At 63.8% G+C, this 26,427-nt stretch carries 29 protein-coding genes; 16 read left to right on the forward strand and 13 right to left on the reverse strand.

Annotation, left to right across the window (positions count from 1 at the left end):
• Positions 1-18 precede the first annotated feature (18 nt).
• The 3 genes from rsmB to PG896_RS04175 all read left to right on the forward strand — a co-directional run bounded on the left by rsmB (position 19) and on the right by PG896_RS04175 (position 4,298).
• Positions 19-1,311 carry a 16S rRNA (cytosine(967)-C(5))-methyltransferase RsmB gene (gene rsmB, locus PG896_RS04165; protein ID WP_270835390.1) on the forward strand — a complete coding sequence of 431 codons (1,293 nt, stop codon included), beginning with the start codon at positions 19-21 and terminating at the stop codon, positions 1,309-1,311.
• Positions 1,312-1,385: 74 nt separating this feature from the next.
• A complete protein-coding gene (gene trkA, locus PG896_RS04170; protein ID WP_010672504.1) occupies positions 1,386-2,762 on the forward strand; it encodes a Trk system potassium transporter TrkA in 1,377 nt (458 codons plus the stop codon).
• A 93-nt stretch (positions 2,763-2,855) separates the two neighbouring features.
• Positions 2,856-4,298, forward strand: a complete 1,443-nt coding sequence (locus PG896_RS04175; RefSeq protein WP_010672503.1) for a TrkH family potassium uptake protein — start codon at positions 2,856-2,858, stop codon at positions 4,296-4,298.
• 82 nt (positions 4,299-4,380) lie between these two features.
• Here PG896_RS04175 and rmuC read toward each other — a convergent pair whose 3' ends face one another.
• The gene (gene rmuC / locus PG896_RS04180; RefSeq protein WP_223945717.1) at positions 4,381-5,712 is read right to left on the reverse strand and encodes a DNA recombination protein RmuC; all 1,332 of its coding nucleotides are present in this window, start codon (positions 5,710-5,712) and stop codon (positions 4,381-4,383) included.
• On the reverse strand, positions 5,709-5,924 hold the full coding sequence (locus tag PG896_RS04185; RefSeq protein WP_201956029.1) for a hypothetical protein: 216 nt from the start codon (positions 5,922-5,924) through the stop codon (positions 5,709-5,711). Before PG896_RS04185 ends, rmuC begins: the two co-directional genes overlap by 4 nt.
• 137 nt (positions 5,925-6,061) lie before the next feature.
• Here PG896_RS04185 and PG896_RS04190 point away from each other — a divergent pair, with 137 nt between their 5' ends.
• Entirely contained in the window at positions 6,062-6,574 is a 513-nt protein-coding gene (locus PG896_RS04190; protein WP_041214095.1) for a ferredoxin-type protein NapF, read from the forward strand.
• A gap of 52 nt (positions 6,575-6,626) precedes the next feature.
• Here PG896_RS04190 and PG896_RS04195 read toward each other — a convergent pair whose 3' ends face one another.
• The 6 genes from PG896_RS04195 to PG896_RS04220 form a co-directional block, all read right to left on the reverse strand.
• Positions 6,627-7,079, reverse strand: a complete 453-nt coding sequence (locus PG896_RS04195; protein WP_010672499.1) for an Rrf2 family transcriptional regulator — start codon at positions 7,077-7,079, stop codon at positions 6,627-6,629.
• Positions 7,080-7,354: 275 nt separating this feature from the next.
• The gene (locus PG896_RS04200) at positions 7,355-8,194 is read right to left on the reverse strand and encodes a PfkB family carbohydrate kinase (protein WP_041212154.1); all 840 of its coding nucleotides are present in this window, start codon (positions 8,192-8,194) and stop codon (positions 7,355-7,357) included.
• A 60-nt stretch (positions 8,195-8,254) separates the two neighbouring features.
• Positions 8,255-9,226, reverse strand: coding sequence for a LysR substrate-binding domain-containing protein (locus tag PG896_RS04205; RefSeq protein WP_041212153.1), 972 nt, complete (start codon positions 9,224-9,226; stop codon positions 8,255-8,257).
• Positions 9,227-9,379: 153 nt separating this feature from the next.
• Positions 9,380-10,108, reverse strand: a complete 729-nt coding sequence (locus PG896_RS04210; protein WP_043153559.1) for a glutamine amidotransferase-related protein — start codon at positions 10,106-10,108, stop codon at positions 9,380-9,382.
• An 83-nt stretch (positions 10,109-10,191) separates the two neighbouring features.
• Positions 10,192-11,688, reverse strand: coding sequence for a CoA-acylating methylmalonate-semialdehyde dehydrogenase (locus PG896_RS04215; protein WP_161470140.1), 1,497 nt, complete (start codon positions 11,686-11,688; stop codon positions 10,192-10,194).
• A 98-nt stretch (positions 11,689-11,786) separates the two neighbouring features.
• Entirely contained in the window at positions 11,787-13,115 is a 1,329-nt protein-coding gene (locus PG896_RS04220; protein ID WP_043153563.1) for an aspartate aminotransferase family protein, read from the reverse strand.
• Positions 13,116-13,286: 171 nt separating this feature from the next.
• Here PG896_RS04220 and PG896_RS04225 point away from each other — a divergent pair, with 171 nt between their 5' ends.
• The 6 genes from PG896_RS04225 to PG896_RS04250 all read left to right on the forward strand — a co-directional run bounded on the left by PG896_RS04225 (position 13,287) and on the right by PG896_RS04250 (position 18,477).
• Positions 13,287-13,829: a cupin domain-containing protein gene (locus PG896_RS04225; protein WP_010672493.1), complete on the forward strand. Its 543-nt coding sequence runs from the start codon at positions 13,287-13,289 to the stop codon at positions 13,827-13,829.
• A 250-nt stretch (positions 13,830-14,079) separates the two neighbouring features.
• The gene (locus PG896_RS04230) at positions 14,080-15,576 is read left to right on the forward strand and encodes an aldehyde dehydrogenase (protein WP_043153564.1); all 1,497 of its coding nucleotides are present in this window, start codon (positions 14,080-14,082) and stop codon (positions 15,574-15,576) included.
• Between the two features lie 124 nt (positions 15,577-15,700).
• Positions 15,701-15,874 carry a hypothetical protein gene (locus tag PG896_RS04235; RefSeq protein ID WP_010672491.1) on the forward strand — a complete coding sequence of 58 codons (174 nt, stop codon included), beginning with the start codon at positions 15,701-15,703 and terminating at the stop codon, positions 15,872-15,874.
• 122 nt (positions 15,875-15,996) lie between these two features.
• Complete coding sequence (gene rarD / locus PG896_RS04240) at positions 15,997-16,893, forward strand: EamA family transporter RarD (protein ID WP_010672490.1); 897 nt, start codon at positions 15,997-15,999, stop codon at positions 16,891-16,893.
• Positions 16,894-16,949: 56 nt separating this feature from the next.
• The gene (locus tag PG896_RS04245) at positions 16,950-17,753 is read left to right on the forward strand and encodes an AraC family transcriptional regulator (RefSeq protein WP_049636721.1); all 804 of its coding nucleotides are present in this window, start codon (positions 16,950-16,952) and stop codon (positions 17,751-17,753) included.
• Between the two features lie 85 nt (positions 17,754-17,838).
• Positions 17,839-18,477, forward strand: coding sequence for a LysE family translocator (locus tag PG896_RS04250; RefSeq protein WP_010672488.1), 639 nt, complete (start codon positions 17,839-17,841; stop codon positions 18,475-18,477).
• A gap of 53 nt (positions 18,478-18,530) precedes the next feature.
• Here the strand turns inward: PG896_RS04250 and PG896_RS04255 are convergent, their stop codons facing one another.
• A complete protein-coding gene (locus PG896_RS04255; RefSeq protein WP_210538368.1) occupies positions 18,531-19,196 on the reverse strand; it encodes a chromophore lyase CpcT/CpeT in 666 nt (221 codons plus the stop codon).
• Positions 19,197-19,394: 198 nt separating this feature from the next.
• Between PG896_RS04255 and PG896_RS04260 the strand changes: the two genes are divergently transcribed.
• Positions 19,395-19,838, forward strand: a complete 444-nt coding sequence (locus PG896_RS04260) for an SRPBCC family protein (protein WP_042882233.1) — start codon at positions 19,395-19,397, stop codon at positions 19,836-19,838.
• Between the two features lie 127 nt (positions 19,839-19,965).
• Positions 19,966-20,622, forward strand: coding sequence for a DUF3313 domain-containing protein (locus PG896_RS04265; protein WP_200163853.1), 657 nt, complete (start codon positions 19,966-19,968; stop codon positions 20,620-20,622).
• 60 nt (positions 20,623-20,682) lie between these two features.
• On the opposite strand, the gene PG896_RS04270 is transcribed toward PG896_RS04265, so the two are convergent.
• Positions 20,683-21,183 carry a DUF1993 domain-containing protein gene (locus PG896_RS04270; protein WP_103244059.1) on the reverse strand — a complete coding sequence of 167 codons (501 nt, stop codon included), beginning with the start codon at positions 21,181-21,183 and terminating at the stop codon, positions 20,683-20,685.
• 286 nt (positions 21,184-21,469) lie between these two features.
• Between PG896_RS04270 and ydfZ the strand changes: the two genes are divergently transcribed.
• Positions 21,470-21,667: a putative selenium delivery protein YdfZ gene (gene ydfZ / locus PG896_RS04275; protein ID WP_041217242.1), complete on the forward strand. Its 198-nt coding sequence runs from the start codon at positions 21,470-21,472 to the stop codon at positions 21,665-21,667.
• 386 nt (positions 21,668-22,053) lie between these two features.
• On the opposite strand, the gene PG896_RS04280 is transcribed toward ydfZ, so the two are convergent.
• A complete protein-coding gene (locus tag PG896_RS04280) occupies positions 22,054-22,836 on the reverse strand; it encodes an SDR family oxidoreductase (RefSeq protein WP_199767283.1) in 783 nt (260 codons plus the stop codon).
• The gene (locus PG896_RS04285; RefSeq protein ID WP_052814920.1) at positions 22,833-23,159 is read right to left on the reverse strand and encodes a nuclear transport factor 2 family protein; all 327 of its coding nucleotides are present in this window, start codon (positions 23,157-23,159) and stop codon (positions 22,833-22,835) included. Before PG896_RS04285 ends, PG896_RS04280 begins: the two co-directional genes overlap by 4 nt.
• 93 nt (positions 23,160-23,252) lie before the next feature.
• Here PG896_RS04285 and PG896_RS04290 point away from each other — a divergent pair, with 93 nt between their 5' ends.
• Positions 23,253-23,618, forward strand: coding sequence for a winged helix-turn-helix transcriptional regulator (locus tag PG896_RS04290; RefSeq protein WP_103244058.1), 366 nt, complete (start codon positions 23,253-23,255; stop codon positions 23,616-23,618).
• 128 nt (positions 23,619-23,746) lie between these two features.
• On the opposite strand, the gene PG896_RS04295 is transcribed toward PG896_RS04290, so the two are convergent.
• Positions 23,747-24,088, reverse strand: coding sequence for an SH3 domain-containing protein (locus PG896_RS04295; RefSeq protein WP_268425254.1), 342 nt, complete (start codon positions 24,086-24,088; stop codon positions 23,747-23,749).
• 237 nt (positions 24,089-24,325) lie between these two features.
• Here PG896_RS04295 and PG896_RS04300 point away from each other — a divergent pair, with 237 nt between their 5' ends.
• Positions 24,326-25,111 (forward strand): hypothetical protein, encoded by a 786-nt coding sequence (locus PG896_RS04300; protein WP_109422447.1) that lies wholly within the window; start codon positions 24,326-24,328, stop codon positions 25,109-25,111.
• A 268-nt stretch (positions 25,112-25,379) separates the two neighbouring features.
• The gene (locus PG896_RS04305; RefSeq protein WP_270835391.1) at positions 25,380-26,273 is read left to right on the forward strand and encodes a LysR family transcriptional regulator; all 894 of its coding nucleotides are present in this window, start codon (positions 25,380-25,382) and stop codon (positions 26,271-26,273) included.
• The last annotated feature ends 154 nt before the right edge of the window (positions 26,274-26,427 follow it).

Below are 26,427 nucleotides of genomic sequence, written 5' to 3' on the forward strand. Positions count from 1 at the left end.
TGCATCTAAGGTAACGCTATGAAAACACGCGCACAGGCCGCTCTCGTCATTCAACAGGTGCTGGATCAGGGTCAATCTCTCTCCGCCGTTCTGCCTGCTGCCCAGGAGAAGGTCGCCCCTCGCGATCGCGCCCTCCTGCAAGAACTCTGCTACGGCACCCTGCGCTGGCTGCCCCGCCTCGATGCGGCGGTCAGCGAGATGATGGACAAGCCGCTCAAGAACAAGAGCCGCATCTTCCACTACCTCATTCTGGTCGGCCTTTACCAGCTCATCTATACCCGCATTCCGGCTCACGCCGCCGTGGCCGAGACCGTCAACGCCGTCAAGCTGCTCAAGGGTTCTTCCCTGCGCGGCCTCATCAACGGCGTACTGCGCAACTTCCAGCGCAGCGCCGAAGTGATCCTGCTGCGCATCGACCGCGTCCCCAGCGTCCGCCTCGGCCACCCCGAATGGCTCACCAAGCGCCTGCGTCAGGCCTATCCCGATGACTGGGAGTTCATCATGGAGGCCAACAACCAGCGCCCGCCCATGTGGATCCGCAACAACAGCCAGCGCCAGAGCCGCGAGGCCATGCTGGCCCGCATGAGCGAGGCGGGCATCCCGGCCATGGCCGGTGTGGAAGGGGAAGATTGCATCCTGCTGGAGCACCCCTGCGACGTGACCAAGCTGCCCGGCTTCGAGCAGGGTGACTGCTCGGTGCAGGACGGTGCCGCCCAGCAGGCCGCCGCCCTGCTCGATCCCCAGCCGGGCGAGTGGGTGCTGGACGCCTGCGCCGCCCCCGGCGGCAAAACCGCCCACCTGCTGGAACGCCAGCCGGCCCTTGCCGGCGTGGTTGCCGTCGACGCCGATGACAACCGCCTCAAGCGGGTGCAGGAGAACCTGGATCGCATCGGCCTTCAGGCCCAAGTGATCCACGGTGATGCCAGCACGCCGGATCTGTGGTGGCCACAGGGGCAGTTCGACCGCATCCTGCTGGATGCCCCCTGCTCCGCCACCGGCGTCATCCGTCGTCACCCCGACATCAAGTGGTTGCGCCGGGATCAGGACATCCGCGAACTGGCCGAGCTGCAACGCCGCATTCTCGACGCCCTCTGGCGCAAGCTGAAGCAGGGCGGCACTCTGCTCTACGCCACCTGCTCCGTGTTGCCGGAAGAGAACCGGGAGCAGATCCGCGCCTTCCTGGCCGATACCCCGGATGCCCGCCTGGTGCCGTTGCATGCAGAAGACACCCCGGCCTGTCCGGGTCGCCAGTTCCTGCCCGGCGAGGCGGAGATGGACGGCTTCTACTATGCCAAGCTCATCAAGCTGTAGGCCGAACCGGCGGATGGCAGGCCCGGTGACGGGCCGCCTCATTACGAAGCAACAACCTTGAGTAAGATGGCCTTATGAAAATCATCATTCTGGGCGCAGGTCAGGTGGGTGGCACCCTGGCCGAGAACCTCGCCGGCGAGAACAACGACATCACCATCGTCGACACCGACAGCGAGCGCCTGCGCGAACTGCAGGACAAATTCGACCTGCGGGTGGTGAATGGCCACGGCGCCCATCCCAGGGTGCTGCGCGAAGCCGGCGCCCAGGATGCCGACATGCTGGTCGCCGTCACCAACAGCGACGAGACCAACATGGTCGCCTGCCAGGTCGCCTACTCCCTGTTCAACACCCCGAACAAGGTGGCGCGCATTCGCTCCCCCGCCTATCTGGTGGAGCGGGATCGCCTGTTCCTGCCCGAATCCGTCCCCGTGGATCACCTGATCGCCCCCGAGCAGTTGGTGACCGACTATGTGCGTCGCCTGATCGAGTATCCGGGGGCGTTGCAGGTGGTGGATTTTGCCGACGGCAAGGTGGGCCTGGTGGCGGTCAAGGCCTATTACGGCGGCCCCCTGGTGGGCAATGCGCTCTCCACTCTGCGGGAACACATGCCCAACATCGAAACCCGGGTCGCCGCCATCTTCCGCCAGGGGCGCTCCATCCGCCCCCAGGGCACCACCATCATCGAAGCCGATGACGAGGTGTTCTTCGTGGCCGCGGCGGGCCATATCCGCGCCGTGATGTCGGAGCTGCAACGCCTCGAGAGCCCCTATCGGCGCATCATGATCGTCGGCGGCGGCAACATAGGCGCCGGTCTCGCCCGCCAGCTAGAGAAGCGCTACAGCGTCAAGCTCATCGAGCGCAACCAGAAGCGGGCGGAGCAGCTCTCCGAACACCTGGAACACACCATCGTCTTCTGCGGCGATGCGGCGGATCAGGAGCTGCTGGCGGAGGAGCACATCGACCAGATCGACGTCTTCATCGCGGTGACCAACGAGGATGAGGCCAACATCATGTCGGCCCTGCTCGCCAAGAAGATGGGGGCCAAGAAGACCATGGTGCTGATCCAGCGCGGCGCCTACGTGGACCTGGTACAGGGCGGCTCCATCGACATCGCCATTTCCCCCCAGCAGGCCACCATCTCGGCCCTGCTGACCCATGTGCGTCGCGCCGACATCGCCAACGTCTACAGCCTGCGCCGCGGGGCGGCCGAAGCCATCGAGGCGATCGCCCACGGGGACGAGAACACCTCCAAGGTGGTGGGCAAGACAGTGGGCGAGCTCAAGCTGCCCCCGGGCACTACCATAGGCGCAGTGGTGCGGGGTGATGAGGTGCTGATCGCCCACGATCGTACCCAGATACAGCAGGATGACCACGTGGTGATGTTCCTGGTGGACAAGAAGTACATCCCGGAAGTGGAGCGTCTGTTCCAGCCCAGTCCCTTCTTCCTGTAAGCCGGCCATGTCTCTGGCAACGGTATCCGGACCCGGCCCTTTTTCTCAGAAAAGGTCCGGGTCTTTTTTCAATCAACGACCAGGTTATCTTGCATGATCAAGCTGCATCCCATCGTCTTCACGCTCGGGCTGGTACTCTCCAAGCTGGCGCTCTTCATGTGGCTGCCCACCCTGCTGGCCCTGCTGACCGGTTCGGAAGGTTTCGTCGAATTTCTCAAGTCGGTCTTGATCACCCATGGTGCCGCCCTGCTCTGCCTCCATTACGGTCGCAAGGCAGAGTTTCACCTCGGCGTGCGGGAGATGTTCCTGCTCACCACCTCGGTCTGGGTGGTCGCCTGCGTCTTCGGGGCCCTGCCCTTCGTCTTCATCACCCATATCGATTTTGCCGACGCCTACTTCGAGACCATGTCGGGGGTCACCACCACGGGATCCACCGTGCTGTCGGGGCTCGACGGCATGGCCCACAGCATCCTGCTGTGGCGATCCATCCTGCAGTGGCTGGGCGGGGTCGGCTTCATCGTGATGGCGGTGGCGGTGCTGCCCTACCTCAACGTCGGTGGCATGAAGCTGTTCCAGACCGAGAGCTCCGATTGGTCCGACAAGAGCGCCCCCCGCGCCAAAACGGTGGCCAACAACATAGTGCTGGTCTATCTGGTACTCTCCATGCTCTGCTTCCTCGCCTACTGGGTGAGTGGCATGAACCTGTTCGAAGCGGTCAACCACGCCATGACGACCCTCAGCACCGGCGGCTACTCCACCTCGGACCAATCCATGTCCCACTTCTCCCACGCGGCGCACTGGATAGGCACCCTCTTCATGTTCCTCGGTGGCCTGCCCTTCCTGCTCTATGTGCAGGCTCTCTCCCGCCGTGACAACAGCCTGTTCAAGGATGCCCAGGTGCAGGGCTTCTTCTGGCTGATCGTCTGGGTGACCCTGGTCGTTACCTTCTATCTCTGGGTGAGAGACATCTACGGCTTCATGGATGCCCTGCGCATCAGCAGCTTCAATATCGTCTCCGTGCTCACCACCACGGGTTTCGGACTCGGCGACTTCGGCACCTGGGGCCCGCTCACCACCATTATCTTCATCATCCTGCTGGCACTCGGCGCCTGCTCCGGCTCCACCTCGGGCGGGCTCAAGATCTTTCGGGTCCAGGTGGCCTTCGCCCTGTTCAAGAAACAGATGCGCCAGCTGATGCACCCCTCCGCCGTGTTTCCCCAGAAGTACAACGGCCGTCCGGTCAACGACGCCATCATCCGCTCCCTGATCTCCTTCGTGCTGGTCTACTTCGCCATCATCCTGCTCATCGCCGCTCTGCTCGCCGCCATCGGGCTGGACCCCCTGACCGCCATCTCGGGCTCCATCACCGCCGTGGCCAACGTGGGTCCGGGCATGGGGCCTGTCATCGGTCCCAGCACCAACTTCGCCAGTCTGCCGGATGCGGCCAAGTGGATACTGTCGTTCGGCATGCTGCTGGGACGCCTCGAGATCCTGACGGTGGCGGTGCTCTTCTTCCCCTCCTTCTGGAAGCAATAGACAGCCGTCCAGGTTGTTGCATGAAACGAAAAGGGCAGCCAATGGCTGCCCTTTTCGTTGTCCCGGCGAATGACGACTCCCCTCAGTCCGCCGACTCCTCCCGCTCCAGCGCCCTGTCCACCAGCGCGTCCGGCAAGGGCTTGGTCACCTCGACCCCCAGCTCGCGAAAGCGCTCGGCCTGGGCGATCAGGTTGCCACGACCGTTGACCAGCCGGCCCATCGCCTTGTCGTAGCTCTCCTGCGCCTTGTGCAAGCTGCCCCCCATCTGCTGCATCTCCTCCACGAACAGCCGCAGCTTCTCGTAGAGGCGGCAGGCCCGCTCCGCTATCTGGCGCGAGTTCTGGTTCTGCCGCTCGTAGCGCCACAGGTTCTCTATGGTGCGCAGCGCCACCATCAGGTTGGTAGGGCTCACCAGCAGGATGTTGTGTTCCAGCCCGTAGCGCACCAGGGAAGGGTCCGCTTCCAGGGCAGCGAGAAAGGCAGGCTCCACCGCCACGAACATCAGCACATAGTCCAGGGTGCGCACCCCGGGCAACTGCTGGTAATCCTTGCGGCCCAGCTCGCGGATATGGTTGCGCACCGAGGCGATGTGCTCCTTGAGCGCCACCGCCTTCTCCAGATCATCAGCGGCGTTGTACCAGCGCTCATAGGCGGTCAGCGACACCTTGGCGTCGATGATGATGTCTTTGTCCTGGGGCAGGTGGACGATGACGTCGGGTTGGTAGCGCTTGCCCTTGTCCACCTCGATGTTGACCTGGGTGTGGTACTCATGCCCCTCGCGCAGGCCGCACTCGGAGAGGATCCGCGCCAGCACCACCTCCCCCCAGTTGCCCTGCTGCTTGCTGTCGCCCTTGAGGGCCCGGGTCAGCGCCGCCGCCTCTTCGGTCATGCGGGCGTTGAGCTCGGCAAGGCGCTCCAGCTCGAACTTGAGGTTGTGGCGCTGGGCCGTCTCCTGGGCGTGGGTCTCTCCCACCTGGCGGCGAAAGCCCTCCAACTGCTCTTTGAGTGGAGTCAGCAGGAGATCCATGCTGTTCTGATTCAGTTCGCGGAAGTTTCCAGCATTTTGTTCAAAGATACGATTGGCGAGGTTCTCGAACTGTTGGCCGAGGCGCTGCTCAGCCTCTTGCTGCAACTGCAGCTTCTCGGCGCTGGCGATGCGTTCGCTGCGCAGGGTCGCCTCGGCTTCCTTGAGACGGGCGGTGAGCTTGAGCAATAGGGTCTGCTGCTGATCCAGCTTCTGCTGAGCCAGCATCTTCTCGTCCTGCAGCGCGTCCCAGCGATCCTGCAACCCCTGATAACGCTCCTCCAGCAGCAGCGCCTCTTCACGGCCGCTGCGCCGCCCCCACCACCAGCCGAACAGCAGCGCCAGCCCGCCAGCCAGCATGGCAGGCCACCAGGTCAGCAGCGGGGTCATCGGCGCCCCCGCTGGCGCAGGAAGAGTTCGAGATAGCGGTTGAGCAGCAACCAGATCAGCACATAGAGCAGGTAGGCCGCCAGCACCACCCACTTGTGGCTGTTGACCCCGGTATCCAGTTCACTGAACTCGATACCCTTGAGATGGCAGTAGACCCACATCAGCAGGGGGAAGACATAGAGCAGAGAAGCACGCCACAGAAATAGCCACATGAGTTCATTCAATCCCGCAAAAAGACCCGCCTAGCTTACACAAGGGCAACCCGGCTTGCGATCCTGCCCGCCGCTATTCTCTGGCTTGCCGGCCTAAAACTGGATAAAGTTAACCCCTAATAGGTATAGGGGTGGGCATGACGCATTTTTTCTGTCGCTGGCTGGCACACGCATGGGGGAGCCCCCGCAGACCCGAGGTGGTCTGCCATGAGGCACGCCCGCCCTGGGCCATCGACGAGTCCCAGTTCCTCACCCTCTGCACCCGTTGTGGCGACTGCTTCAAGGCATGTCCCAACGGCCTCATCAAGCCCGCCGATCGCCCCGAATATGACGGCAGCCCCATCGCCGGTACCCCAGTGCTGGATCTCGCCTGTGGCCAGTGCAGCTATTGCGGCAGCTGCGCCAGAGCCTGCCCCACGGGCGCACTGGATCTCTGCCTCGGCCGCCAGGTGCAGACCCGGGTCAGGATAGAGGCGAGCTGCCAGGCCCGTCAGGGCTACTACTGCCTGCTGTGTGAAGATGCCTGCCCCCAGCAGGCGATCAAGGTCGGCAACGAGGGAGTAACCGTCAACATGGCCGCCTGCGATGGCTGCGGCGCTTGCGGCCTCGCCTGTCTGCACGGTGCCATCACCCTTGTGCCCCAGCTCTGACCGCTTGCAATGACAGAGGGGCCCGCAGGCCCCTCTGTCATTCACCGTGGCATCATGCCATGGTCAGAATATTATCCTGCTCTATACCGAGAAGGTGGCACAGACGAGTGGGATCCCGCACCGCATCCGCCAAAGTGTACTCACCCAGCACCTCCAGGAAGGCGTGCATGGCGCGGCGCAGAATGCCCTGGATGCGGCAGCCCCCGGAGAGACGGCAGTTTTCGCGCTTGCAGTCCACCGGGCAGAGCACGTGCTCCATGTCCATCACCACATCGCGCAGGTTGATGGAGACGGCGGCACGGCCGAGGCGGATGCCCCCATGCTTGCCACGCACCGTCTCGATGTAACCCTTGATGCCGAGCTGATGCACTATCTTGACCACGTGATTGCGGGAGATGGCGAAGGTGTCGGCCACTTCCGTGATGGTCGACAGGCGATCACCGGGCTGGATGGCCAGGAAGGTCAGGGTACGCAGGGCGTAGTCGGTAAATCGTGTCAGTTGCATGGTCGCACTTGCCTCTTACTACAAGCCAGAAATCAGGACGACAGCCGGTGGCCAAAGAGGGGGTCTGCACATGCGTGCGCACGGGATGGGCTTCTTCGACCGAGTCGTGAAGTCACAAGGGTAAGAGCAGCCCGGGCGGGTGTCGACGAAGATGTACATAAATCGACACTTTCTTTGATTGATCGCAAACTTGCCGCCTCAGCGAGGGGTTTTGGCGGTTTACGTCGACAAACCCCCACCTCCTCTGCCATCGCCGGAGCCGTTATCCGGCGAGTTCAGTGGGGCTGCTTCAGCCAGTTGCGCAGCGCCTGGGAGGGGATGGAGCTCTCGGAGGCCACCGCGAAGGCGCCCCAGTCCACGGCGCACTGCAGCGCATCGGCCATGGCCATGCCCCGCGCAAGACCGTGGATGAGACCGCCCGCGAAGGCATCCCCCGCCCCCGTGGTATCCACCACGGAGACCGGTCGCGCCGCCACCCTGACCTGCTCCTCCCCGTGAATGGCCACGGCGCCCGCCTTGCCCTCGGTCAGCACCAGCCATTCAAGCTGCTCCCCCGCGAGCTGGCGGGCATGCTGCCAGGGGTCGCTCACCTCGCCGAGATCGGAGCGGGAGGCCACCAGCACGTGGCAGGGGCGGCGGGCCTGCCCCCCCTTGGGATACTGGGCCACCACGAAACTCTTGGCGAGCATCTGGCGCATGTAGCCCACGATGGCGGTGCCCGGATAGTTCACATAGAGGCAGTCCACCCCTTCGGTCGGCAGATCCCCCGGCAGATCCGGACGACGTGGGCGCCTGAGGATGGTGCGCTCACCGGTGGCGTCCACCAGCACCAGCAGCTCGCCGGTCTCGCCACCAAAGCGTTCCACATGGCTGCAATCCAGGCCATATGAGGCAGCCTGCTCCAGCAGCCAGTCACCGGTGTCGTCCAGCCCGACCCGGGAGGCGATGATCACCTCGTGCCCCGCCCACACCAATCCGATGCCGGTATTGGCGGCGCCGCCGCCGAGCCTGCGCCCCTGATCCACGTATTGCAGCCGCGCCCCCGCCACCAGGGGTTCGGCCAGGGAGAGCACATGATCACAGTTGAGATTGGCGAGCAGCAGGATGCGGGACATGGAAACCTCGGCGGGAGGAGGCCGACACCCCGGGGTGCCGGCACAGAAACGGAAGCGGGATCAGTAGACGGGCAGCTCCACCCCTGACAGCAGCTCGTCGATGCGAGCCTGGGTCGGCTGCTGCATCACGTTCTGGATCATCTCCTTGGTGAGATGGGGGGAGAAAGAGCTGATGAAGTCATACATGTAGTTCTGCAAGAGGATGCTCTTGCTGAAGCAGATCTGGGCCGGGCAGGGCTCGAACAGGTGCTCCAGATTGATGGCCACGAGGCCGGGGGCATCGCTATCGTTGGCTACCAGGGAGGAGATGATGCCGATGCCAAAGCCCAGCTCCACGTAGCGCTTGATGACGCCGGCATCCATCACCGTCATGTAGTAGTTGGGAGTGAGGCCAGCCGCCTGGAACACCCTGTCCTGCACCTGACGCCCGGTGGCACCGCTCTCGTAGCTCAGGATGGGATACTGGCAGAGCTGCTCCAGGGTCGGCTTCTTCACCTTGGCCAGGGGGTGCTCCTGGGGCACCACCAGGGAGAGGGTCCAGAGGTAGGCGGGCAGCGCGATCAGCTCCTTGTCGAAGCCTATCTCGTGGGCCACGATGGAAAAATCCGAGTATCCCTTGCTGATCTGTTCCTTGGTGGCGGACATCACAGGATGCAGGTGGAACGAGATCTTGGGGTACTTTTTGGTGAAGTAGGTGACGCTTTTCGGCAGCAGGTAGCGGGCGATGGTGTGGGTGGTGTGGATGTTGAGGGTGCCCACGGTCGGATCCAGGTACTCCCGGGAGATGGCCTTGATCTTGCTCTCGATATTGAGCATGGCCTCGGCACACTTGATGATCTCCTCCCCCACCGGGGTGATCCGGTGCAGGTGCTTGCCGCGGCGCTCGAAGATGCGCACCCCCAGCTCGCTCTCCAGCAAGCCGATCTGCTTGCTCACCCCAGGCTGGCTGGTATAGAGCGCATCGGAGGCAACGGAGACGTTGAGATTGTGGTCCCGCACCGCGATCAGATACTTCAACTGCTGTAGTTTCAAGGTTGCCCCCTCACAGACTGACGCGGCGCTCGTCGATGGACCAGGCCGCCAAAAATGGCGGCCAGTGTATCATCCGGACTGGGCATATCGCCGCTTGATCCTTCATTTTGCTACAAAATCTAGCATCAGCGCGGTGGATATGACAAACGGGGTTCAGCGCGCGTCGGCCCCGATCGGCAGGATGCCGAGGAACTGCAGCAGCCACTGCATCATGGTGGCGGAATCCACCTCCCCTTCCAGGGAAGAGAGACTGCTCTGGTAATGTGCATCGGGCAGCCTGTCCCGTCGCCGCTCGATCAGGGCCCGGTTGTACGCCACCGAGAATTCCGGGTGCCCCTGGATGGCGACGATGTGATCCCCCTGCAGGAACATGAAGTTGGGGCAGAAGTCGTTGCCCGCGAGCAGGGTCGCCCCCGGCGGAAGCTGCTCCACCTGATCCTGGTGGCTTGCCAGGATGCGGATGGTGTCCAGACCCGGCGCCATCCAGGGTTTTGTCGTCTGCATGGCATGGACCGACACCCCCAGACCCCACCCCTTGGTGGACTTCATCACCTCCCCTCCCAGCGCCTGGGCGATCACCTGATGGCCGAAGCAGACCCCGGCCAGCTTGACGTTGGCATCGTGGGCCCGGCGGATCCAGTCGCGCAGCGCCAGGATCCAGGGGATGTCGCTGTAGGCATCGTGACGCGAGCCGGTGATGAGCCAGGCATCGCATTCGGTCAGATCCAGGGGCAGATCGCCGTCGAGGGCGGACCAGACCCGAAATTCCAGCTCGGGGGCCAACGCCCGGAAACCCTTGATAAACATCTCGGAGTAAACGGGACCAAAATCCCCCACCAAATCGGGGTCCAGCCGGTCACAATCGAGAATACCCAGTCGCATCTGTTACTCCTTGACAGAAGCGCCCCCGCAGACCGGCGGCCTGCGGGGGCAAGAGATTAAAGCCATGGCAGCGAGCCGGTGGCTCACTTCATGGTCGGCATGGAGAACTCGGCGCCGGAGCGCAGGCTCTGGGGCCAGCGGGCGGTCACCGTCTTCATCCGGGTGTAGAAGCGCACCCCATCCGGCCCGTGCATGTTGAGCGGCCCGAAGATGGACCGTTTCCAGCCACCAAAGCTGTGAAACGCCATGGGCACCGGAATGGGAACGTTCACCCCTACCATACCGACCTGAACCCGCGTGGTGAAGTCCCTTGCGGTATCTCCGTCACCGGTGAAGATGGCGGTGCCGTTGCCGTACTCGTGTTCGTTGATGAGGCGCAGGGCCGTCTCGTAGTCCGGGGCCCGCACGATGGCGAGCACGGGGCCGAAGATCTCCTCCCGGTAGATGCGCATCTCGGGGCCGACCCGATCGAACAGGCTGCCCCCGATGAAGTAGCCCTCGCCATGGCTCAGGCCCCGGCCATCCACCACCAGCTCGGCCCCCTCGGCCACCCCCTGATCCACGTAGCCGCGCACCTTGGCCAGGTGTTCCCGGCTGATGAGGGGCCCCATCTCGTTCTCCGGACTCTGACCAAGGCCGGGGCCGACCCGCAGGGCCGCCACCAGGGGCGAGAGCTTCGCCACCAGGGCATCGGCGGTCTCGTCACCCACCACCACGGCCACCGAGATCGCCATGCAACGCTCGCCCGCCGCGCCATAGGCGGCCCCCATCAGGGCGGAAACCGCCTGATCCAGATTGGCATCCGGCATGACCACCATGTGGTTCTTGGCGCCGCCCAGGGCCTGCACCCGCTTGCCGTGGGCCGAAGCGGTGGCATAGATGTACTGGGCGATGGGGGTGGAGCCGACAAACGACACGGCACCGACCCTCGGGTCGGTCAGCAGCACGTCCACCACCTCCTTGTCGCCGTTGACCACATTGAGCACCCCGTCCGGCAGGCCCGCCTGCTTGAGCAGTTCGGCCATGCGCAGAGAGAGGGACGGATCCTTCTCCGAGGGCTTGAGGATGAAGGTGTTGCCGCAGGCCAGGGCCACCGGGAACATCCAGAGCGGCACCATGGCAGGGAAGTTGAACGGGGTGATGCCGGCGCAGACTCCCACCGGCTGCATCATGGAGTGACTGTCCACCCCGCGGCCCACGTTGAGAGAGTGCTCCCCCTTGAGCAGGTGGGGAATGCCGCAGGCAAACTCCACCACCTCCAGCCCCCGGGTCAGCTCCCCCTGGGCGTCGGAGAAGACCTTGCCGTGCTCGCGGCTGATGAGCTGGGCCAGCTCGTCCCTGTGCTGCTCCATCAGCTCCTTGAAGCGAAACAGCACCCGGGCCCGCACCAGCGGCGGGGTCTGGGACCACTCCCCAAAGGCGCGCTCGGCGCAGGCAATCGCCTCGGCACACTCATCGGCCGTGCTGAGAACGACGGAGCCCTGCTGCTGGCCGGTGGCCGGATTGAAGATGGCACCGAAACGCTCGCTGCGACTCTCGGTCGTCTCGCCGTCGATGAAGTTGTCGATCCTGTAACTCATAAATCCTCCGTGATGGGTCATCCGTCCTCCCCTCGCCGCGCCGGGGCAGCACAGGGGGATGACGCCCGGGACGAGCGCCATCCTGTGTGATGTGGGGGTCAGTCCTGGGCCTGCAGGGCGTCCTGCAGCAGGGTGAAGAGATCGTCGATCTGGCTGCGCTCGATGATGAGGGGAGGCGACAGGGCGATGATGTCGCCGGTCACCCGGATAAGCGCCCCCTTCTCGAAACAGCGCACGAACACCTCGTAGGCCCGCTTGCCCGGTGCATCCGGCATGGATTCGAGTTCGATGCCCGCCACCAGGCCGTAGTTGCGCACGTCCTTCACGTGCTTGCAGCCCTTGAGGGAATGGGCAGCCTCCTCCCAGTAGCCCGCCAGCTCGGCTGCCCGGGTCAGCAGATTTTCGCTCCGGTAGATCTCGAGGGTGGCCAGACCCGCCGCCGCCGCCACCGGGTGGCCGGAGTAGGTGTAGCCGTGGAACAGCTCGATGGCCCCCTTGCCCGCCGCCATCATGTCGTCATAGATATGGTTTTGCACCAGCACGGCCCCCATGGGGATGGCACCGTTGGTGAGCCCCTTGGCGCAGGTGATCATGTCGGGGATGACGTCGAACTCCTGGGCGGCGAAGGGGGAGCCGAGGCGGCCGAAACCGGTGATCACCTCGTCAAAAATCAGCAGGATGCCGTGTTTGGTACAGATCTCCCGCAGCCGCTTGAGATAGCCCTTGGGGGGCATGATGACCCCGGTGCTGCCGGCGATGGGCTCGACGATGACCGCCGCGATGTTGCTGGCGTCGTGCAGGAAAACAATCTTCTCCAGTTCATCGGCCAGGGTGAGGTCTTCTGCTGGCAATCCCTTGGTGAACGCATTTTTCCCTATGTTGAGGGTGTGGGGCAGATGATCCACCCCGGTCAGCAGGGAGCCGAACCACTTGCGGTTGCCGGGAATGCCCCCCACCGAGATGCCGCCAAAACCCACCCCGTGGTAGCCGCGCTCGCGGCCGATGAGCCGGGTACGGGTCCCCTGGCCGCGAGCCCGCTGCCAGGCCAGCGCAATCTTGAGCGCGGTGTCCACGGACTCCGATCCGGAGTTGGTATAGAAGACGTGACCGAATCCCTTGGGGGCGATCTCCACCAGCTGGTTGGCCAGCTCGAACGGCAGGGGGTGGCCCATCTGGAAGGTGGGGGCAAAATCGAGGTGGGAGATCTGCTGGGAGACCGCCTCGGCGATCTCGCGCCGACCATGGCCTGCGTTGCAACACCAGAGTCCGGCAGTGCCATCCAGTATCTTGCGGCCATCCTCTGAGTGATAATACATCCCCTCTGCCGACTTCAGGATGCGCGGCGCCGCCTTGAACTGCTGGTTGGCGGTGAACGGCATCCAGAATGCGGACATGTCGGGGGTATTGATGTCGCTGACAGGTTTCATGGTCACCTCATCCTTAAGGCGTTTAGTAACACCCGGCTCATGCCTATTAAATTAAACACCTGAATCCATAAAAAAGGGCTTTTATCGCCCGGCTTGGTGTCACCCCTCAGGGGTGGTATAAGATATTTAACACAATTTTAATAATAGTAAACAGTCAAGGAGTGTCTATCGATGGATATCGGTCACCGCCTCAAGGCGGTTCGCACCAAGGCGGCCCTCTCCCAGCGCGAGCTGGCAAAACGCTCCGGTGTGACCAACGGCTTTATCTCCCAGATCGAGAAAAATCAGGTGAGCCCCTCGGTGGCCTCCCTGCGCAAGGTGCTGGAAGGCATCCCCATGTCATTGGCCAGCTTCTTCACCGACGAGACGGAGATGGATTCCGAGGTGATCTTCCGTGCGGACGACATGCCGGATCTCGGCACCCACCCCATCAGCTACCGTCTGGTGGGTCACAGCCGCGCCAACCGCGCCATCGGCATGATGCAGGAGATACTGCCCCCGGGCGCCGACACCGGTGACGACATGCTGAGTCACGAAGGGGAAGAGTGCGGCATCGTCATCCGGGGTCAGGTGGAAGTCACGGTAGGCGAGCAGGTTCACCTGCTGGCACCGGGGGATGGCTACTACTTCGACAGCCGCACTCCCCACCGTTTTCGCAACGTGGGGGATCAGGAGTGCGTGCTGATCTCGGCCAACACGCCCGCCAGCTTCTGACGGGCCTTCTCCCGTAACAGCCCGCCGGGATCCCCCCTGCCCAGCCCAGGGATCAGGCCAGCGACACGGGCTCCCGCCCCGCCGCGCGACCCCCGACACCACAGGCCAGGGCGCCCAGTTTGCCCCGCCGTTGGCCCGGGTTGTTCGGGGTCAGTGTTTAATGAATTGTTACAAGATGGATTTACAAGCGGCAGGATGTTTAGCATATTGATACGCGGAGACTGACTTTCTGCCGGTTCAAGGAGTGAACATGAGTGACCTGACCCTGGCCCAGTGGCAACACAAGGCCGCCCATCTGACCCTGCCCTCGCAAGCCTTTATCGACGGCACCTACCGGGATGCCGTCAACGGCGCCACCTTCGATTGCATCAATCCGGCCAACGGCCAACTGCTGACCAGGGTCGCCTCCTGCGACGCCGCCGATGCCGAGCTGGCGGTCAAGGCGGCCCGTGCCGCCTTCGACGACAAGCGCTGGTGCGGCCTCTCCCCCAAGCAGCGCAAGCTCATCATGCAGCGCTTCGCCGAGCTGATGCGCCTGAACCTGGTGGAGCTGGCACTGCTGGAGTCGCTGGATATGGGCAAGCCCATCGGCGACGCCATGGGGTATGACGCCCCCGCCGCCGCCAACTGCATCGCCTGGAACGCCGAGGCGATAGACAAGATCTACGATCAGGTCGCCCCGGTGGAAGAGTCCGCCCTGGCCCTGGTGACCCGTGAGCCCCTCGGTGTCGTGGCTGCCATCGTGCCCTGGAACTTCCCCCTGGTGATGGCATGCTGGAAGCTGGGGCCGGCGCTCGCCACCGGCAACTCGGTGATCCTCAAACCCTCCGAGAAATCCCCCCTCACCGCCCTGCGCATCGCGGGTCTGGCGAAGGAGGCGGGCATCCCCGACGGCGTCTTCAACGTGCTGCCAGGCTTCGGCCATACCGTGGGCGAGGCGCTGGCCATGCACATGGACGTCGACTGCATCACCTTCACCGGCTCCACCAAAATCGGCAAGCATCTGGTACAGTGCTCCGGCAAGTCCAACCTCAAGCGCGCCTTCATGGAGTGCGGCGGCAAGAGCCCCAACATCGTGCTGGCGGATGCGCCGGATCTGGACGCCGCCGCCAGAAGCGCCGTCGGCGCCATCTTCTACAACCAGGGGGAAGTGTGCACCGCCGCCTCCCGCCTGCTGGTGCAAAACAGCATCAAGCCCCAGTTCATGGAGCGGCTGCTGGCCCACGCCCGCGAATGGATCTCGGCCAACCCGCTCGACCCCACCACCCGCATCGGCGCCATGGTGGACCACATCCAGATGGAGCAGGTGCTCAACTACATCGCCATCGGCCAGCAGGAGGGCGCCAAGCTGCTGCTGGGGGGCAAGCGCACCCAGCCCGAGGAGGGCGGCTACTACATCGAACCCACCATCTTCGACGACGTAACTCCCGAGATGCGCATCTTCCGCGAGGAGATCTTCGGCCCCGTGCTGGCGGTGACCGGCTTCGACACCCTGGAAGAGGCCATCACCCTTGGCAACGACACCGACTACGGCCTGGCCGCGGCGATCTGGACGGCGGATCTCAACCAGGCGGTGAAAGGGTCGCGCGCCCTGCGCGCCGGCACCGTCTTCGTCAACAACTGGGATGGCGGCGACATGACCATGCCGTTTGGCGGCTTCAAGCAGTCCGGCAACGGGCGCGACAAGTCCCTGCACGCCCTGGAGAAGTACACCGAGCTGAAAAGCACCTGGATCCAGCTCGAATAACGCCATAAATGACGCTTATCAACAAAACAGGGGGAGAAATCCCCCTTTCTCATTTTTACTCTTTTATCCCCTCGCTCAATCGATATAATCGTCAAATAGCAAGCCATTAAATTTAAAGATAAAAATGCTGTTTTTTCTGGGAAGTGTACTGTTTCTGGTGGTGGGACTGCCGCTGTTGTTCTTCGTGCTGGGTCAGGGGGAAGCCTATGTCACCTGGGGCCCCTGGATCTCCGCCATCGCCCTCATGCTGTGGCTGCTGATGGACGTGGAGAAGATCCGCCGCGGGGGCGGTCGCTGAAGTCGCTCCTGCTGTTAAAATCCCGTCAGACCCATTTATTGTCTTCTTTCCCTGCAAAAGGATCGCTACACTGACTTTTTGCGATGTTTCCCGACATCCGCACTCCAGTGAAGGTTATCCGCATGCAACAACAGATCCAGCGCCAGGGCGTCCTCTATGCCCTCGGCGCCTACACCCTTTGGGGCCTGGCACCCATCTACTTCAAGTCCCTCTCCGCCGTGCCGGCCGCCGAGATCCTGACCCACCGCATGATCTGGTCCTGCGCCCTGCTGATGGTGCTGGTGCTGCTCGGACGCCAGTGGCACAAGGTGCAGGCGGTGCTGCGCCAGCCCAAGGTGCTGCTCACCCTGGCCTTCACCTCCGTCACCGTCGGCGGCAACTGGCTGCTGTTCATCTGGGCCATCAACAATGGCCACATGCTGGATGCGAGCCTGGGCTACTACATCAACCCCCTGTTCAACGTGCTGCTCGGCATGGTGTTTCTGAGCGAGAAGCTGCGCCGCCTGCAGTGGTGGGCGGTAGGGCTCGCCTTTGTCGGTGTCGCCGTCCAGCTCATCGCGTTCGGCTCCCTGCCCTGGATAGCCCTGGTGCTGGCCTCGAGCTTCGCCATTTACGGCCTCATTCGCAAGAAACTGGCCCTGGACGCCCTCACCGGCCTGCTCATCGAGACCCTGATCATGCTGCCGCCGGCCGCCTTCTATCTGTGGGGCATCGCCGACAGCCCCACCAGCCACCTCACCCAGAATGACTGGCACCTGAACCTGCTGCTCATCGCCGCGGGCGCCGTCACCACGGCCCCCCTGCTCTGCTTCACCGCGGCGGCCACCCGGCTCAAGCTCTCCACCCTGGGCTTCTTCCAGTACATAGGCCCCAGCCTGATGTTCATCCTGGCGGTGACCCTGTATGGCGAGGCGCTGGCGCTGGACAAGATGATCACCTTTGGCTGCATCTGGAGCGCCCTGGTGCTGTTCAGCCTGGATGGCCTGCGCAGCGGCAAGCGGCGCCAGGAGGCCGGCTGAGGCGCCAGCGCAATAATCTACAAGCCACGGGGCCGCTTTCGGGGTATCAATAGGGGATGAACGCACCCCAATCCCGCATCCACTACTGGCAATCCCGGCTGCTGCCGGGGGTTGAGCTCTCCCACTCCCACCACAGGGAGTTCAGCTATGGCCGCCACGTGCATCTGGACTACCACATCGGTCTGGTGCAGCGGGGCGGCCAGAAGTTCATCCACAAGGGGAACAGCCACAACCTGGTGCGCGGCGAACTCTCCACCGTCAACCCGGACGAGATGCACGACGGCCTCAGCCTGCTGCCGGAAGGGTACGAGGTGCGGGTCTTCTCCATCGCCCCCGAGCAGCTGGCCCGCTGGCTGCCGGAGCACCCCGAGCCCTTTTTCCACCAGGGATTGCAGAGCCGCCCCGACCTCTATCAGGGCTTTGCCCGCCTGCACATGCACCTGGACGGCCCTTCCCCCGACGGCCTGCTGGCGGAGAGCCAGTTGCTGGCCCTGCTGGGCGAACTGTTCCGGCTCGCCCCCGAGCGCCACGCCCTGGCGGATCCCCAGCTCAGGTTCCTGCGCGACCATCTGCTGGCCCGGCTGGACGAGCGCCACACCCTGGAGGACCTGGCCGCCCTGTTCGGGCTGGATCGCTTCGCCTTCCTCCGTCAGTTCAAGAAGAAGACCGGCATGACCCCCTATGCCTGGCTCAAGCGGCTGCGCCTCGAACAGGGCAAGCGCCTGCTCGGCAGCGGTCTGCCGGTGAGCGAAGTGGCACTGGCGGTGGGCTTCTTCGATCAGAGCCACTTCCACCACGGTTTTCGTCAGGCCTTCGGGCTCACCCCGGCGGAGTATCGCCAGCAGATGCTGCCCGCCTGAATCGTCGCCGCTGCAATCTTTTACAATCTCCCGTCCCCCGTCCTGCCCCATGCTGTCACCTCCATACCGCTGTCGGAGGTCTTTTATGTTCACCAGCCTGTTTCTGACCCTGGGTCTCGTCCACCTCGTCGCCCTGGCGAGCCCGGGCCCGGATTTCGCACTCATCCTGCGCACCAGCCTGCACAGGCCCACCGCCCTCGGAGCGGCCCTTGGCATCGCCCTCGCCATCCTGCTCCACGCCACCCTGAGCCTGACCGGCATCAGCCTGCTGATCGCAAGCCAGCCCTGGCTCTTTCTCGCCGTGAAACTGGTGGGTGCCCTCTATCTGGGCTGGCTGGGCTGGGGGGCGCTGAAAGCGGCCTGGCAGGGAAGCGGGGATCTGGCGCTGCGCGCCGGAGGCGAGCGGCCGGGCTGGCGCAAGGGGGTGAAGAGCGGGCTGGCCACCAATCTGCTCAACCCCAAGGCGATGCTGTTCTTCATGGGACTGCTGGCCGCCATGGTGACGCCCCAGGTGGATGGCCTGACCCGGGGATTGCTGATCCTGGAGCTGTTCCTGCTCTCCCTCGTCTGGTTCAGCGCCCTGGCCTGGAGCCTCTCCACCCCCCGCGCCCAGCACCTGCTCGGCCGCATCCAGCGCCCGCTCAACCTGATGACGGGCCTGCTGTTTGGCGCGGTCAGCCTCTCCATCCTGGTGGATCTGCAGGGGCACTGGCCAGCGGCCTGACCGGCACGTCCTTGTTGGCGGCAAGCAGGGAGGGGCCTTGACGGACGGCGCGACTACTCCCCGCGCCGCATCCCCTTGCGCAGGTAGACGTAACCCTCCCCCGGGCTGCCCCAGCGCTGATGGGCGCCGTTGTCATAGGCCCTGTCCAGCAGCCGGACACTGTCCGGGCCGATCCAGAGGTACTGCACCAGGGTGGTGGCACCGCCAAAATCGGTGGTGCAATGCCCGACCCGGGTCTGTCCCTTGTACTCCCCGCTCGGCTGGCGGGTCAGCCAGATCTCGCACCCTTCGCGCAGGGAGAGTTGCTGCGGGGTGAGGGAGTCAAGCAGCTCGGGCCGACGCCAGGCGCCGGCAAAATCCGTGGCCCTCGGCATGGTCAGTTCGGCCATCAGGATGCGGCCATCGGGCAGGGAGGAGAAGCGGTAGATGCGCTGGCGAAACGGCCGCTGCGCCCGCTCGGTCAGAAACTGCTCCGCATAGACCCAGCGAAAGGGGCCCTCCCCGGGCCAGATCTCCACCAGCCGCAGCTCGGCACTGGTGAAGCGGGCATCGAAGGTGGCCTGCTCCTGGCTGGAAAACTCCCCCGAGAACCAGGAGAGCAGGGGCTCCAGCCTCCCCTGCGTGGCATGGGGGCCGGGGGCCGTCACGAAGGGGACGGGCGCCGCCCAGATCAGGCTGGCGTAAAACAACCCCAGCAGGGCCGCCATCAGCTGTGTCATCGAATCCTTCCGAGTCGCTTGCATGGCGGCGATTATATGAGCGAACGGTGACAATAACCTCTATCTTGATCAACTCCTTGAAGAGAAAACGAAAAATCCTCTCTGCAGGCGAAAGGAAGCGACGCACCCCCGCAGGCCACGGGGATGACGGCTATCCTTGCTGCGACCCGTCCCTGTTGCCACCAAGAGGAGTCCCCCATGAACACAGTCACTCTGCATCGCGTACTCAAGGCCCCGCCACAGCGGGTATACCAGGCCTTTATCGAGCCGGACGCCCTGGCCAAATGGCTGCCCCCCCATGGCTTCACCTGCAAGGTGGCGGCGCTGGATGCCAGGGTCGGCGGCCAGTTCAGGATGTCGTTCACCCACTTCGCCAGCGGCCACACCCACGCCTTCGGCGGCGAGTATCTCGCGCTGGAGCCGGGCAAGCGCATCCGCTACACCGACCGCTTCGACGACCCCAACCTGCCGGGGGAGATGCAGGTCACCATCACCCTCACCCAGGTGCTGTGCGGCACCGATCTCGCCATCGAACAGGCGGGTATTCCGGCGGTCATCCCGGTGGAGATGTGCTACCTCGGCTGGCAGGAGTCCCTGATGCAGCTCGCCACCCTGGTGGAGCCCGAGATCCCCGCCGAGTGACCCGACACGGGGGCTCCCCCGGTGGCCCCCGCACAGATACCCCTTGTGAGAGAGGGGCCTGATCAGGTATCTCTGTGGGCAGGGCGGGCTGTGTTCTTGCAGCGACCATCCACCGCCAGGAGCCCCCATGAAACGAGTCTTGATGATGACCATGGCCGCCGCCCTGCTGGGCGGGTGCGCCGTGAAGAACCAGGTCACCCACAGCCTGCAGGCGATCCCGCTCACCGCCTTCCAGCAAAGCGAGAGCAACCCCAACCAGCGCATCTACAAGGAACCCGGCGTGGATTTGCGCCAGTACCATCAGGTGCTGCTCGACCCCTTGCAGTTCATCCGCCAGGAGAACGGCCAGTGGTATCTGCTGACCGCCAACGAGCAGAACGAGATCGGCCGCTACTACCACGCCACCTTCCAGCGCGAACTGATGAGCCAGGGCGTCAAGATGGCTACCGAACCCGGTCCCGGCGTGATGCGGGTGCAGGCGGCCATCACCAACTTCGACCTGACCCGGCCCGACCCCAAGCTGCGGGATCTGCTGCCCGCCAAGATCGCCATCAACGTCACCCGCGAGGTAATAGGCAAGGAGCCCTATCTGCTCAAGGTGGGCAGCATGGCACAGTTGCTCGACGCCCAGAGCGGCAAGCTGCTGGTGCGGGTGATGGACGCTCGCGAGAGCCCGGACACCACCCACAAGGATTCCCCCATCACCGCCGAGGAGATGGAGAAGATGATCGATCAGTGGGCCGCAAGTCGCGCCAAACAGCTGGCCGACAACCTGGGGCGCTGAGCCGGGCCGAAAACGACAAAGCCTGCCAGGGGGCAGGCTTTGTTGTCGCTGAAGCGCGGTTTATTGCAGGTTCAGACCGCCCAGGTAATCCCGCTTGCCCAGATCCACCCCGGCCTGGCGCAGCAGGGCATAGGTCATGGTGAGGTGGAAGTAGAAGTTCGGGATGCCGTACTCGTGGACGCAGCTGTGGCCGTCCATCCCCTTGCCACCGGCCCAGTAGGGATAGTAGTGGCCGCTCGCGTACTGGCTGAAATCGGCGTCCAGCTTGCCTTGCAGGTAGGCGATGGTCTTGGCCACGTGGGCGCGCAGATCCGCCATGGTCTTGGGATCATCCCCCAGCACCGGCGGCTCGCTCAGGCTGGCGGTGGCCACCACGGCGCGGGCGCTGTCACAGCAGATCAGCACCTGCTTGCTCAGGGGCAGCATGTCGACGATGAGGCGCTCATTGAAGAAGTTCTCCACGTTGAACTTCTTCGCCTCGGCGTGGGCCTCGGCCTTGGCCAGGCACTGGTCCAGGTTGGTCAGCATCTTGATGAACTGGGCGGCAATTTCACGATTCATAATGCACTCTCGGTTGGTTGAAGGCAGTAAAACGAGCGGCTCCACTATAGCGCATCCCCCTTGCAGTTCGAGCCCGAGGGGATGAAAAGCGGGGGCGTCCTCCCTGCCCTGCGACAGGCGGTGGCGATCACCGGCGGGCAGCGAGACCAGAGCGCCGCGCCCCGTCGCCGCACCGAGTCCCTCTTTCCCCTTTTATTGATCTGTGACATGCATCACGCTTTGACAGGAGCGTAGGCTGATTCGCGCAGCCCGGGCATACCGCCGGGCCCCATAAAAGGAGAGTGCCATGAAAATCTATGACCGAAACCGCAATGCGCTCACAGCGGGTCAGCGCGTGATGATCGCCGCCACCGGCGCCGTCGACTTTCTGAAAGAGGCTCACACCGATAACCTGACCCCCTATCAGGCCGAGCATGAAAAGTGCGTGCTGCTGGCCAACTCCCGGGAGCAGTACGCCCCCATCGAGTTGATTAGACTAGGCTGATCCCGTTTCCCGTCACCCTACTCTTTACAATTCACCCGGCCGCACGCCCGTCGCTGGCCGGGTTTCTGGTCCCCCGTTTCTCCATCATCTCTCATTGCCCTAGTCCCATTGATGCTCGATGGCAGCTAGCCATGTCTCCATCTGCTTCGGCGTCAAAGGGCCGCTCGGGGTACCGGTCACGGCCCGTGACATGGGGATCAAGCACGCCATCGCCAATGGCTTCGGTTAGGGCGGCGTGAATGCCTGCATATGATTCCAGCGCGGGCAGTGGGCTTGTTCTTGCCATTGGCTGGAAGGGCGGCGAACGCCTTGTCCAGGTGTTCGCCAACACGTTTTGATAGCGACTGCCAACATCGCTGCGACTTGCTTGAAAAGATGATGCTCGCCTACGCGGTGGGCACTGTGCCTCCGTCGATCACATATTCGGTACCGCTGATGGAGGCGGCCAGGGGAGATGCCAGAAAGGCGATGAGATTCGCAACCTCCTGCGGTTTGGCAGGGCGACCGAGGGGGATCCCTCCCAGGGAATCCATGATGATCTGCTTACCTCCCTCGTAGTCCGTGCCAGCCTGGGTTGCCAGCCGCTCGGCCAGCGCAACGGATGCCTCCGTCTCTATCCAGCCGGGAGAGACCCGTACCACCCGCACCCCTTTTGGCGTCACCTCTTTCGACAGGCTCTTGCTGTAGGTTGACAATGCAGCCTTGGCGGCGGCATAGGCCGTGGTCGACTCAGGCAGGGGCAACTCACGCTGGATGGAGGTGACATGGATGATCACCCCCTCCCCCTGTACCAGCATGGCGGGCAGCAAGGCGCGATCCAGGCGCACCGCCGGCATCAGATTCAGGCAGAGCTCCCGCTGCCATTCCTCCTCCCCCAGCGCTGCGAAACCGCCACCCGGCGCCGATGAGCCCCCCAGCACGTGGACAATGATGTCCACACCGCCCAGCCTGGCGTTGACGGCATCCACCACCGTATTGCAGCCTTCCACACTGGTCAGATCGGCGGCGACGAATTGCGCTTCCGGCACCTCCGCCGGGCGGCTGCGCGCCGTGGTCAGCACCCGGGCGCCATTGTCACGAAACAGGGTGAATACGGCCTTGCCCACCCCCTTGGTCCCCGCGGTGATCAATACACGCCGGCCTTGCAGTGCCAAATCCATTGTCATCATCGTATCTCCAGAGAGTGAATGTCGTCGCCCGACATCAGGAACAGGTGATCAAGCATCACAGGACTGCCGGGGAAGTTGCCCGCCACCTTGGCAACCACGGTCACCCGCGCCCCGTCCTGCGTCACCTTCATGGGTGTCACGCAGTAGTCGAAGGCGGCCCGGGTACCCGCCATCCAGGACTGGATGGCGCTATGTCCCTGATGGGTATGGCGTTCGTCCCGCACAAACGCATCTTCGGTGAAACATCCGGCCAGGCGGGCAGGATCCCCCCCGTTGCTGACCTCGAAATAGGTGGCAATGGATGGAAAGAGTAAGGTCGTCATCGTCATCCTCGCTAAAAGACAATTGCTGTACCGCCACTTTCCACATAGGCTTACGTTTAATCAAGTACGCACAAAAAAGTAAGTGACTCACCCATGAACAAGATCTATACCCCGTCCACGGCGGCCACCGGTGTCGAAGAGGTGCTCAAATTGCTGGAAGGGCGCTGGAAGCTGGTCATCCTGTTCCACCTGTTTGATGGCAAGGTGCAGCGTTATTCGGACTTTGAGCGGCTGATCCCGGCCATTTCCCAGAAGATGCTTGCCCAGCAGTTGCGACAGCTGGAAGCAGACGGCATCGTCGTGCGCAAGGTCTACCCGCAGGTGCCGCCCAAGGTGGAGTATCGCCTGACCGACTGGGGACAGGCTCTGTGCCCGGCGCTGGACGCCCTGCTGAAATGGGCGGAGCAGAAAGAGGCGCTACAGCCCGAAAACGCAGCCGAGCAGGAAACGTCCGACTAGCCATCCGTCAACCAGGCAGCCGCAAACCGGCTCCGCCACCCTGGTCCTAACAATTCACCCGGCCGCACGCCATGTCGCTGGCCGGGTTTCTCTCTCCCCTCTCTACTCCTTCTCCGAGCCGCTGCACCTTATGAGGGCGAGGCGATGCAGCTTGCCGGGATCCAGCCTGATTGCCCCGCTTCGTTATGTACCCAGAGCCAGCCTGCCAGCTCCCGTTCCACTCGAACCCGCTCCCCCGCCGCCACGTCCAGCTCCCGGGCGGTATAGTCCTGACGCGCCTGCGCCTCCTCCGTGCCGATCAGGGTCAGCAGGGACAGGGGCGCCCACCCCTCGTTGCCGTCTGCGGTAAAGGTGCGCACCCAGCCCGGGAACTCGTCGTCCTCGTGGCCGATGCGCACCCGCTCTCCGGCCCGAAAGGCGATGGGATTGGGGTAGCAGGTGTGGTGCGCCGTGGTGATCAACGCCAGCATTGTCTCGTCCTCCGACAGGTTATGATGAGTAACGTCCAGAGTCATACCACAAGCAGGACCCCGTTGCGTCAACCGGGCTCACACCCTCTGGCAGAGGGCACGCTCCCCCAGGGCGGGCCGACGACCCTGACCCCCACGATTCATTACTTTCAGTGAATTTTCATATCATCCGAGTGTCATTTCAGTGAACACATCGCCGCCCTAGACTGCTTCTCGAACCTTAACGAGGAGTCTTGTATGAAACTCACCCCTATCCCGTTGCTGGCCGGCACCCTCGCCTCGGCCTTCTCTTTCAACACCTTCGCCGGTGACATCGTCTCGGTGCAGTTCAGCGATGGCCGCCCCGCCGTGACCGGCGTCGAAGCGGTCAACAAAGCGCTCAACCCCATCGGCGTCAACGTGGTCACCGTCGACATCCCCGAGGCCGCCAGGCCGCTGCTTGAAGCCTCCCACCGCCGCGCCCTGACCAAAGCGGAGCACGGCGCCCTGATTGCGGCCTTCAACCTGAGTCAGGGGGAGCTGCTGGAGCAGGCCAGGCTCGCAGGCCGCGCGCCCGCGGTGCAAGGGGGCGGCGTCGCCACCGAGGAGACCGGCGTCGGCCCCTACCCCAAGGTCTATGACCTGATGGCGCTGGACGAGCGCACCCGCAGCGCCGTGCTCGGCAAATATGGTCGCATGCACGTCAACTCCGCCGAGGACGGCACCGACATCGACGAGGTGATGACGGTGGTCAGCGGCGGGCCGTTCCGCTGGGGCTTTACCCTCAAAGACGGCAGCATCGCCCGCTTCCAGATAGACAAGGTGGGCCTGGAGGACAAGGCGGTGCGGATCAGCTATCACGGGCTCGGCATGCACGCCGGGTTGATGGACGCAAAACAGGGGCTGTTGGTAGCCTTCGCCCACGGCCCCAGGGCATTCACCATGCGCTACCAGGCCGACGTGCCCCACGCCCAGCTGCTTGGCACCAACCCCTGGGCCGATGTCGGCATCACCCTGCCCCCCGCCCCCGGCAAGGTGCAGTAAGCCGGTGCGTGCCATCTGGCGGCGGGGCCCGGGCCCTACCGCCTGCTTCTATGCCTGCCGTCACGGGCCGGGGTGCCCGGGGCTCATCGCCTCTCTTTCGTCTGCGTCTCTGCCACGCCCGGAGGGCCATGATCCGGGCCGATCTGCCACGGGCAACTCTCTGTCTGGCGGGGGATGGGGGGTGGACACCCCGGGGATCCGCACTATTGTGATAAAAGTGCGCAATGATGGCGCCATCATTTACCAGTAGTGAATTAACGGGGGCAGGATGAACAAGATCACGGCGCTGAACGTCTTTCGCCGGGTAGTGGAAATGGGCACCTTCAGGGCGGCGGCGGACGACCTGCGCCTCTCCCAGGCGGCGGTCAGCAAGAACATCAACGAGCTGGAAGCCTTTCTCGGCATTGCGCTGATCAACCGCACCACCCGGCGGCTGAGCGTCACCGAAGCCGGCATGGCCTATTACGGCCAGATATGCGCCGTGCTGGACAGCCTGGAGGCCGCCGACCAGTCCATCATGGCCGCCTCCTTCACCCCCAGGGGCAGGCTGAGGATCGGCATGCCCATGTCCTACGGGCTGATCCGCCTCAACCCCCTCGTCTGCGAATTCCAGCGCCGCTATCCGGAAATCGGCATCGAGGTGATCCTGAGCGACGCCTACATGGATCTGGTGGATCAGGGGCTGGACGTGGTGATCCGGGGGGCAGGCACCCTGGAGGACTCCACCCTGCGCGCCAAACCCCTGTGCGAGGTGCAGCGGGTGCTCTGCGCCGCCCCCGACTACCTGAAGGAGGCGGGCCAGCCCGCCCACCCGGCGGATCTCAAGGCCCACAACTGCCTGCGCTACAGCCTCTCCTCCTCCCCCAACAAGTGGTTCTTCACCCGGGACGCGGAGAGCGTGGCGGTGGAGCTGCCCCCCGCCAGCTTCTGCGCCAACAACGGCATCGCCCTGAAACAGGCGGCGGTGCAGGGGCTCGGGGTGATCCTGGTACCGGATGAGTTCGTGTCGAACGACCTGTCGGACGGCACCCTGGTCAGACTGCTCCCCGACTGGCAACCCGACCCCCACGCCCTCTTCGCCGTCTACCCCTTCCACAAGGAGCAGTCCCGCAACGTGCGGCTCTTTATCGAATTTATCGTCAAGGCGTTTCAGCCGAGGTGAGCCAGACAGGCGGGATCCTGAGGTTTTTGTCTGTCGGAACCCGCCTGCATGTAGGTTCGATTCATGTACAGGATCTTTAGGGAAGGTGCGAATAAGCGGGGAAATTCTTCTCGGCTGACTCAGTCATTTCATTTCTTCATGTTTGAGCCGATTT

The organism is Aeromonas sp. QDB30 (assembly GCF_027707645.1).
GTDB classification, from domain to species: Bacteria; Pseudomonadota; Gammaproteobacteria; order Enterobacterales; family Aeromonadaceae; genus Aeromonas; species Aeromonas caviae.

Excerpts from the sequence above, each read along its gene's own strand:
- rsmB (WP_270835390.1), top strand. The coding sequence starts at position 19 with ATGAAAACACGCGCACAGGCCGCTCTCGTCATTCAACAGGTGCTGGAT.
- PG896_RS04270 (WP_103244059.1), bottom strand. The coding sequence starts at position 21,183 with ATGAATCGTGAAATTGCCGCCCAGTTCATCAAGATGCTGACCAACCTG.
- PG896_RS04220 (WP_043153563.1), bottom strand. The coding sequence starts at position 13,115 with ATGAAACCTGTCAGCGACATCAATACCCCCGACATGTCCGCATTCTGG.
- ydfZ (WP_041217242.1), top strand. The coding sequence starts at position 21,470 with ATGAAAATCTATGACCGAAACCGCAATGCGCTCACAGCGGGTCAGCGC.
- PG896_RS04300 (WP_109422447.1), top strand. The coding sequence starts at position 24,326 with ATGAAACTCACCCCTATCCCGTTGCTGGCCGGCACCCTCGCCTCGGCC.
- PG896_RS04245 (WP_049636721.1), top strand. The coding sequence starts at position 16,950 with ATGAACGCACCCCAATCCCGCATCCACTACTGGCAATCCCGGCTGCTG.
- PG896_RS04175 (WP_010672503.1), top strand. The coding sequence starts at position 2,856 with ATGATCAAGCTGCATCCCATCGTCTTCACGCTCGGGCTGGTACTCTCC.
- PG896_RS04195 (WP_010672499.1), bottom strand. The coding sequence starts at position 7,079 with ATGCAACTGACACGATTTACCGACTACGCCCTGCGTACCCTGACCTTC.
- PG896_RS04215 (WP_161470140.1), bottom strand. The coding sequence starts at position 11,688 with ATGAGTTACAGGATCGACAACTTCATCGACGGCGAGACGACCGAGAGT.
- PG896_RS04285 (WP_052814920.1), bottom strand. The coding sequence starts at position 23,159 with ATGACGACCTTACTCTTTCCATCCATTGCCACCTATTTCGAGGTCAGC.
- PG896_RS04185 (WP_201956029.1), bottom strand. The coding sequence starts at position 5,924 with ATGTGGCTATTTCTGTGGCGTGCTTCTCTGCTCTATGTCTTCCCCCTG.
- PG896_RS04260 (WP_042882233.1), top strand. The coding sequence starts at position 19,395 with ATGAACACAGTCACTCTGCATCGCGTACTCAAGGCCCCGCCACAGCGG.
- PG896_RS04190 (WP_041214095.1), top strand. The coding sequence starts at position 6,062 with ATGACGCATTTTTTCTGTCGCTGGCTGGCACACGCATGGGGGAGCCCC.
- PG896_RS04225 (WP_010672493.1), top strand. The coding sequence starts at position 13,287 with ATGGATATCGGTCACCGCCTCAAGGCGGTTCGCACCAAGGCGGCCCTC.
- PG896_RS04290 (WP_103244058.1), top strand. The coding sequence starts at position 23,253 with ATGAACAAGATCTATACCCCGTCCACGGCGGCCACCGGTGTCGAAGAG.
- PG896_RS04280 (WP_199767283.1), bottom strand. The coding sequence starts at position 22,836 with ATGATGACAATGGATTTGGCACTGCAAGGCCGGCGTGTATTGATCACC.
- rarD (WP_010672490.1), top strand. The coding sequence starts at position 15,997 with ATGCAACAACAGATCCAGCGCCAGGGCGTCCTCTATGCCCTCGGCGCC.
- rmuC (WP_223945717.1), bottom strand. The coding sequence starts at position 5,712 with ATGACCCCGCTGCTGACCTGGTGGCCTGCCATGCTGGCTGGCGGGCTG.
- PG896_RS04200 (WP_041212154.1), bottom strand. The coding sequence starts at position 8,194 with ATGTCCCGCATCCTGCTGCTCGCCAATCTCAACTGTGATCATGTGCTC.
- PG896_RS04265 (WP_200163853.1), top strand. The coding sequence starts at position 19,966 with ATGAAACGAGTCTTGATGATGACCATGGCCGCCGCCCTGCTGGGCGGG.
- PG896_RS04295 (WP_268425254.1), bottom strand. The coding sequence starts at position 24,088 with ATGCTGGCGTTGATCACCACGGCGCACCACACCTGCTACCCCAATCCC.
- PG896_RS04210 (WP_043153559.1), bottom strand. The coding sequence starts at position 10,108 with ATGCGACTGGGTATTCTCGATTGTGACCGGCTGGACCCCGATTTGGTG.
- PG896_RS04255 (WP_210538368.1), bottom strand. The coding sequence starts at position 19,196 with ATGACACAGCTGATGGCGGCCCTGCTGGGGTTGTTTTACGCCAGCCTG.
- PG896_RS04250 (WP_010672488.1), top strand. The coding sequence starts at position 17,839 with ATGTTCACCAGCCTGTTTCTGACCCTGGGTCTCGTCCACCTCGTCGCC.
- PG896_RS04305 (WP_270835391.1), top strand. The coding sequence starts at position 25,380 with ATGAACAAGATCACGGCGCTGAACGTCTTTCGCCGGGTAGTGGAAATG.
- PG896_RS04235 (WP_010672491.1), top strand. The coding sequence starts at position 15,701 with ATGCTGTTTTTTCTGGGAAGTGTACTGTTTCTGGTGGTGGGACTGCCG.
- trkA (WP_010672504.1), top strand. The coding sequence starts at position 1,386 with ATGAAAATCATCATTCTGGGCGCAGGTCAGGTGGGTGGCACCCTGGCC.
- PG896_RS04230 (WP_043153564.1), top strand. The coding sequence starts at position 14,080 with ATGAGTGACCTGACCCTGGCCCAGTGGCAACACAAGGCCGCCCATCTG.